Origin of the sequence: Amycolatopsis sp. NPDC102389 (assembly GCF_044765885.1) — a bacterium.
Lineage (GTDB): Bacteria > Actinomycetota > Actinomycetes > Mycobacteriales > Pseudonocardiaceae > Amycolatopsis.
The window spans coordinates 1-7,432 of sequence record NZ_JBIWKX010000122.1; the positions used below are offsets into that span (position 1 = coordinate 1).

The following is a 7,432-nucleotide window of genomic DNA, read 5'->3' on the forward strand; positions in this document are numbered from 1 at the left end:
GGCGCGCTGGCTCAGCGGCTCCCACCGCCGCGCGACACCCCAGCCACCCGTGACTTCCATTTTCTCGTCGGGTGCGGTGGCTAGTGCAGTGGCACACCCCCCCCCCCCCCCCCCCCACGACCCGTCAAGACCTGCTGGACCGGCCGATGGGGATCCGGCCGTGCCCGTCCACCCCGCGCCGCAGCAGATCCGTCACGTCCTCCAGATCGCCTGCCCGCAGCGCCGAGGCCGCCGCGGCGAGATCGGCCGCGATCCGGTCGAGCACCGCCGCCACCGGCACCGCGTTGCCGGAGAGGATCTTCCGCCACAGCAACGGATTCCCCGCGGCGATCCGGGTGACATCGCGTAATCCCTGCCCGGCGAGGCTCAGGGCGACGTCATCGCCGCTCGCCAGGCTCGCCGCCACCGCCGAGGCGGCCACGTGCGGAGCGTGCGACACCAGCGCCACCGCCGAGTCGTGCTCGGCGGCGCCGACGGTGACCGCCTCGGCCCCGCACAGCGACACCAGTTCACGGGTCAGCCGCAGTGCCTCCGCCCCGGTTCCAGGTCCGGGGCACAGCGCCCAGGGGCGGCCCAGGAACAGCCCCGCCCGGGCCGCGGCCGGGCCGGATCGCTCCCGTCCGGCGAGCGGATGCCCTGGCACGTAAGAGGTCATGTCGCAGCCGAGCCGTTCCGCGTCGGCGATCGGATCGACCTTGACGCTGGCCACGTCGGTGTACGCCCGTGCCGCGCCCCGCTTCTGGAGTTCCGCGAGCCGCTCCCCCACGAGATGCGGCGGGACGGCGATCACCGCCAGGTCCACCTCCTCGCCGGTCCATTCGCGGCCGGCGCCGAGCTCCCGCGCCACCCGTACGGCTTGCGCGTCGACGTCGGAGAGGTGAACCGCCACGCCCTTTTCGCGAAGGGACAACGCGGCCGAAGTGCCGATCAGGCCGGTGCCGACGACAAGCGCCTTCTCGATGGTCACAGCTACTTCTTAGGCCGCGCACCCGGCGATGTCGAGCCGCGCGAACTGGGCACCGCGCAAGAGAAAAGGGGACTTTCACCGCATGAAGCGGAAAAGTCCCCTTCGCCCGGTCCGCGCCTACATGCCGCCGTCCGCGATCATCGTGCGGCCAGGTCGGTCGCCCGGTTCTCCAGGTGATCCGCGAACCCCGCCCAGACCCGGGCGTGATCCCTGGCGAACCCGGCGACCACGCCGTACAGATGCGGCGGGACACCGTGCAGGATCCGTTCCCATTCCTGCCCGTCCATGGAGTGCATGGCGAGCATGCGCAACAGGATCCGGCCGACCTCGCTCAGCCGCAGCGCCGGGTCGGCCTTGAGCCGCTCCAGCACGGTGAGCCGTTCCCGGTCCAGCGAATGACCGAGGTCGGTTTCCGTGAGGCTCAACGGATCCGGCTTGGTCCGCAGCCTCCTGCTCCCGTCCGGGGTCGGGCTTTCACCCCGTTCCAGCCTGCCGCGCACGTCCCGCACCGTCTCCGGGGAGATGCCGACCTGCTTGGCGACCTGACGGAGCGAAAGGCCGGGATCGTTGCGGATCAGGTCGGCGGCGAGCTTCCGCCGCTCCGAACTGTCCACGGGACGGATCCGCCCGTCCCGCCCGATCCTGGCGCCGTTTCCGCCTTCGCCGCCCCGTTTGCGCAGGTCCGCCACCGTTCCGGCGGAAATGCCGGTCGCCGAGGCCACGCGCCGATCGGACCATTGCGGATGCGTCCCGATGATCTGGACGGCCGCCCGTTTCCGATCCGCGAGCGAAAGCGGCAGCCCGTGCCGGATGTTCGCTTCCACCGCGAGGACGAAGGCGTCGGACTCGGCGCCGTCGATGAACCTCGCGGAAATTTTCGTATCGCCCCTGACTCGTGCCGCCTTCAGCCGGTGCAGGCCATCGACCACCTGCATCGTCGGTCGGTGAACGAGAATGGGCGGAAGCTCCCACTCCGCCGACAACAGCGTCTCGACGTGCTCTGGATCTTCGCCCGAAGTCCGCGGCGAACAGGCAGAAGACAGTCTCGACAGCTCGATTTCGACGACAGGGAGAGCGGACAAGTCAACTCTCGTCGGATCCACCTAGCCCCCATTGAATCTGTTGATTCATCAACTATTTGGACACGCCACGGAAACCCCACCGTCCAAGTGTTCGGCTTCGGTGGTTGGACACCATGAACCCGTCCGACGCCAGCCTCGGCCGCAGGGCGGGGTGTCCTCGACGGTGAGGATCCCTCAAGCGCCATCGGGCAGATCCGCGGAAGAGCGGTCCGCCGCCACGGTCTCCCAGCTGACCGTTGGCGCGTATTCCGACGAACTACCGAAGCTGAACGGCATCCTCCCATCGCCCCGACGGCGATCCGTGAGACGAACACTCGACGGTTTAGGCCCGGCAGGGCCGACACTCGGTCAGCCTGACGAAACCGACACCCGCTTCAGTGCGAGGTCTCGGACATGTCCGATTTTATGGCCGGTTCAGAGGTTCGGCGAGTGAAGTCTTTGGTTTGCCTCGTGGTCGCGAGTCACCCGACGCGTCCCCCCTGTCCCCAGTAAAGCGCGCACACCATGTCAGCCCCAGCTGATGCGCACATGTGCAGCATGGCATGAACAATCCATGTCGGCAATTGACGAACAGTGTGATTTTCGTAGTGAAGGAAGCCTCCAAGATCAATATCCGAAACTCCGCATGCGGTATTGACTCGATTGGCGAACATAAGTAAGGCACCCGCGTACATGCTTGTCCGGGCGTTCCGGATTGGACTGTTCGCAGGTCTCGTTAGGCCGTTCGCGCGGCTTGTCCTTCTACTCGGATGATCACCGTTCCCGTCGGTTCATGTTCCGTTCTTCGACACTTGTTCACACGAACGGCCGAGTCCGCGTCTCACGGTCTGGTCCCCGTGGAACACCGAGAGCAAAGCGAAGGCTGGCAAGGTGGAATCCGGCCGGCCCAGGGCCGTCCACGCCGATCCACGGACGGAGGTTTCGTGCGCACAGCCACCCGGTGATTCATGGGATGAAATGGTGTTCACGGCCGGCCGGGACGGCGCACCCGGAAAGCACGAAGGCCCCCTTCCCGCGGCCTGCGCCGAGAGAAGAGGGCCTTCACGTGCCCGTTTACTCGATGGGGAAATCGAAATAGGTGTCCGGGTACGGCTCGTCCTTCAGGTTGTAGTGCCACCACTCGCACTCGTACGAGCTGAAGCCCGAGCCCTCCATGATCGCGCAGAGGTGCTCACGGTTCTTCGCGGCCTCTTCCGGCACACCCTCCGCACCGTGATGCGAGACGACGTCCATCAGGTCGTGGTCGCCGCCCATGTCGGCGAGCTCGCCGGTGCCGAGGTGGTAGAGCGTCAGATCCACCGTGCTGCCCCGGCTGTGGCCCGACTTCGTGGCGACGTAGCCCTTTTCGAACATCTGCGGCCGGTCGATGTTCGGGTAGTGCCGTGCCTTCTTCCGGCCGTCTTCGGGCTCTTCCGCCCAGCGCATGAAGCGGTCCACGGCGCGCTGCGGGCGGTATCCGTCCCAAAGGAGCAGTCCGAAGCCGAGTGCCTCGGCCTTGTCCCGTGCCTTCTCCAGCGCCGCGCAGAAGGCACGCGTGCCGACGATCCGGTTCACCAGGTAGCCGTCCACCGGCTTGCCGGTGAAGTTGTCCCACGTGGCGTACTTGGCGTCCCAGCGGATTCCGGGGACGACCTCGTCTACGAAGACGAAATCATCCTTCATTCGTCACGGCCCGCCAGCGTCAGGTTCACCAGCCGGTCGATCACGTCGCCGAGCGAGAGGCCGGCGGCGTTCATCATCCGCGGGTAGCGGCTGTACGAGGTCAGGCCGGGCAGGGTGTTGACCTCGTTGAGCACGACGCTGCCGTCCTCCTTGAGGAACAGGTCCACCCGCGCGAGTCCGCTGCAGCCCAGGGCACGGTAGATGACCTTGGCCGTCTTCTGGACCAGGTCGCGCGCCTCGTCCGGGATGTCGGCGGGGACGATGAAGCTGGAGTTCTCGGAGCCGGTCTCGGGGCTCTCCTCCTGGTGGATCTTGAAGAAGCCGTGGGTCAGCGCGACCCGGTCGACCTCACCCGCGAACAGGTTCTCGCCGTCGCCCAGGATCGAGCAGCCGATCTCGCTGCCGATGACGGCCTCTTCGATCAGGATCTTCGCGTCGTACTGGCGCGCCTCGGCCAGCGCGGCGGGCAGCTCTTCCTTCGAGGAGACCTTGCTGACGCCGAACGACGAACCGGAACGGGCGGGCTTCACGAAGACCGGGTAGTTCAGCTGGTCCGGGTCGACGTCAATGTCCGGCGTGACGGTGTGGAAGGTCGGCGTCGCGATCCCCGCGCTGCCGACGACGGAGTAGGTGAGGGACTTGTCGATGCACATGACCGAGCTCGGCAGGTCGCAGCCGACGTAGGGGATGCCGGAGAACTCCAGCAGGCCCTGCACCGCGCCGTCTTCGCCGAACTTGCCGTGCAGCACCGGCAGTACCACGTCGAGGGCGATCGTCTCGTACTTGCCCTCGTCGAGGACGAGCAGCCCGTGCACCCCGCGGTCCGGCGACAGCACGGCCGGACGGACGTTCCCGTTCTCCCAATCCTCGGCGGGGCCGTCGCACAGCAGCCAGGAACCACTCCGGGTGATCCCGATGTAGAACGGCTCGTACTTCTCGAGGTCGAGGTGCTTCTGGACCTCGCGCGCAGATTTGATGGAGATAGGATGTTCTTCGGAAAGACCGCCGAACAGGATTCCGATTTTCAGCCTACCCATACTACTTCCCGCTTTCGAATTGGAGACAATTGATGATGGAGTTTTCAACAGTGTCACTCAGCGCGTGGTCCGTGTAATAGGCGGTATGCGGACTGATGAGCACGTTCGGCAGTTTTTCCAGCCGCAGCAACGTTTCGCTCTGTAGCGGCTTGTTCCGGCAGTCGGCGTAGAAGATGCCCTCCTCTCCTTCGACGACGTCCAATGCCGCTCCGCCCAGTTTTCCGTCTTCCAATGCCGAAATGAGGGCTTCGGTTTCGATGAGCGGACCACGTCCGGTGTTGATGATGTACGCGCCGTCCTTCATCTGCTCGATGTTCTTCCGGTCGAGAAGATGATGGGTATCCGTGTTGAGCGGCACATGGAGCGTCACGATGTCGCTCTGCTGGAGCAATTCGTCGAGCGGGACGTAATCGGCCGAGGCGGTCAGCAGCGTGTCGTAGGCCAGCACCCGGCAGCCGAAACCACGCAGCCGGTCGAGCACCGCGACGCCGATACGCCCTGTTCCGACCACCCCGACGGTCAGATCGCGCAGTTCCTTCCCGCGCACCTCGTTCAGCCGGTAGTCGTGGACCTCGGTGCGGCGGATGATGGATTTGGCGTCCCGCACCGCCATCAGCATCAGCATCAGCGTGAAGTCGGCGACGCTGTCGGGCGAGTAGGCGACGTTGCCCACGGTGATACCGACGCTCGCCGCGTAGTCCACATCGATGTGGTTGAAACCGATGCTCCGGGTGGAGATGTATTCGACGCCCGCTTTTCCGAGTGCGTCGAGAATTGAGTTCGTGACCCGGGTCTTGTGCCCGATACTGATACAGCGATTTCCGGCGATCAGCTCGATATTGTCCTCGGATACCGGCGCTTCCTCGATGGTCGGAATGATACCGAAACGAGGGGCCATCTCGCGGAACAAGGCGGCCTCGTCCTGTCCGCAACCATAAATCGTGATTCCCCTCGCCAAGACGGCCGAGGAGGAGGCGGACGCCGGCGATCCGGTGCGAGGGGCAGCTGATCGCGCTGGTTCGCTGTAGGTCATGCCCGACATTGTAGGCAGCGCGATGTCGCCGCTTCTTATGGGGTTTTCGATGGCCCGACAATAAGTTACCAACTGGTAGCGCCCAGTGCACGACGTTGTCGCTCACCTGCGCCGCACAGCGCTAACGCAGATCTTGCCCGCCCGCTCCCGGCGTCGAAACCGTCCCGTGACGGATGCCACAAAGCCACGCCGACACGAGGTCCGCGAGCTCTTCCGGAGCGTCTCTGGCCACGAGATGACCCGCCGCCGGAACGCGGGCGACGGCGACCCGGCGGTTGGCCGTGCGCAGGCGGTTCACATCGGCGTCGGCCAGCGGCGATCCCTCGCCGCCTTGCACCACCAGAATGGGCAGATCCAGGGCCCCTGCCGTCGCGAACAGGGCGGGACCCGAGCCGAGGACGTCGTCCACCAGGCGGGTGTAGCGGCCGCCGATCCCATGGAAGTCGAGCCACGCGCGCGCCCGGCCCGGCTCCAGGTCGGGCACGACGTCGACGAGCACGAGCCCGGACGCGCGGGCCGCGACGGCGGGATCCGCGAGCGCCGCGATGGCGGCCAGACCGCCGACCGACGCGCCCACGAGGACGATCGGCGTGGGCTGGCTCCCGATCATCTCGGCCACGTCGTCCGCCAGCGTCCGGAGCGTGGTCGCCCGGCCGGAACTGTCGCCGTGACCACGCAGGTCGAAGGCCACCGACCGGAAGCCACGACGGGCGAGCACCGCGGCGATCGGCGCCCAGACATCGCGACGCTCCCCGCCCGCGTGGAGCAGCAGGACCGTCGGCCCGGCGCCGGTCACGGTGCCCCGCAAGGTGACCTCGCCCAGGTCGAGACTGATTTCGGTACACACGGCATCCCCCTTACCTTGGACAGTCAAGGTAGCGCGGATACCTTGGCACATCAAGGTACGATCCCGAGCGTGACGACATCCCGAGCACGCCGGACCCCCGAAGAGGCCCGGCGGCTGATCCTCGACGCCGCGGCTTCACTGCTCGGCGAGTCCGGCGTCGCCGCCGTCCAAATGCGCGCCGTGGCCGCGCGGGTCGGCATGACCGACGCCGGCGTCGCCCATCACTTCGGCAACCGCGAGAAGCTGCTCGCCGAACTCCTCCGGCACGGTGGCCGACGCCTGCGGGACGCGCTTCGGGAACTCCTCACCGGCTGGCTGGACCGCGGCGCCGACCTGCTCGAACTCGTCGAGGCCCTCCACGCGCTGTACCGGGATGGCTACGGCGAGCTCGCGGTGGCGCTGCACGCCGCGGGCTGGCGCGACCCGGGCAGCGGCATGCTCGACCCGGTCGTCGACGCCCTCCACCGGCTCCGCCCACCCGGCGCTTCGCTCGACGACACACGGCTCGCCGTCGCCGCCCTGCACCAGGCGATGGCCACCGAGGCCCTGTACGGGAGCGATTTCCGGCGCAGCGCCGGGCTCACCGGCGCCGCCGCGGACGACGCTTCCGCACAAGTCCGCTGGTGGGCACGCCAGCTCCACCTCGCCCTCACGAGCAGCGATGGGTCGAGGGGGTGGGGGGGGGGGGGGGGGGGGGGGGTGGGGCCCCGCGCCCCCCCCCCCCCCCCCCCCCCCCCCCCCCCGGCGGGGCGGCCCCCCCCCCCCAACCCCCACCAACACAACACACACACAACCAGGCCGCCC

At 67.4% G+C, this 7,432-nt stretch carries 7 protein-coding genes; 1 reads left to right on the top strand and 6 read right to left on the bottom strand.

Annotated elements, in window-relative coordinates; genetic code table 11:
* Positions 1–124: 124 nt before the first annotated feature.
* The 6 genes from ACIRGA_RS40645 to ACIRGA_RS40670 form a co-directional block, all read right to left on the bottom strand.
* Entirely contained in the window at positions 125–967 is an 843-nt protein-coding gene (locus tag ACIRGA_RS40645; RefSeq protein ID WP_400952856.1) for a prephenate dehydrogenase, read from the bottom strand.
* 137 nt (positions 968–1,104) lie between these two features.
* A complete protein-coding gene (locus ACIRGA_RS40650; protein ID WP_378428452.1) occupies positions 1,105–1,902 on the bottom strand; it encodes a winged helix-turn-helix transcriptional regulator in 798 nt (265 codons plus the stop codon).
* 1,200 nt (positions 1,903–3,102) lie between these two features.
* Complete coding sequence (gene vanX, locus ACIRGA_RS40655) at positions 3,103–3,711, bottom strand: D-Ala-D-Ala dipeptidase VanX (protein ID WP_400952858.1); 609 nt, start codon at positions 3,709–3,711, stop codon at positions 3,103–3,105.
* Complete coding sequence (vanA-Ao2, locus tag ACIRGA_RS40660; RefSeq protein ID WP_400952861.1) at positions 3,708–4,748, bottom strand: D-alanine--(R)-lactate ligase VanA-Ao2; 1,041 nt, start codon at positions 4,746–4,748, stop codon at positions 3,708–3,710. The genes vanX and vanA-Ao2 overlap by 4 nt, the downstream gene beginning before the upstream one ends.
* 1 nt (position 4,749) lies before the next feature.
* On the bottom strand, positions 4,750–5,781 hold the full coding sequence (gene vanH / locus ACIRGA_RS40665; protein ID WP_400952864.1) for a VanH-AOV family D-lactate dehydrogenase: 1,032 nt from the start codon (positions 5,779–5,781) through the stop codon (positions 4,750–4,752).
* A 121-nt stretch (positions 5,782–5,902) separates the two neighbouring features.
* Entirely contained in the window at positions 5,903–6,628 is a 726-nt protein-coding gene (locus ACIRGA_RS40670) for an alpha/beta fold hydrolase (RefSeq protein ID WP_400952867.1), read from the bottom strand.
* A 171-nt stretch (positions 6,629–6,799) separates the two neighbouring features.
* Here ACIRGA_RS40670 and ACIRGA_RS40675 point away from each other — a divergent pair.
* On the top strand, positions 6,800–7,432 hold a 633-nt coding region (locus tag ACIRGA_RS40675; protein ID WP_400952870.1), incomplete at its 3' end, for a TetR/AcrR family transcriptional regulator.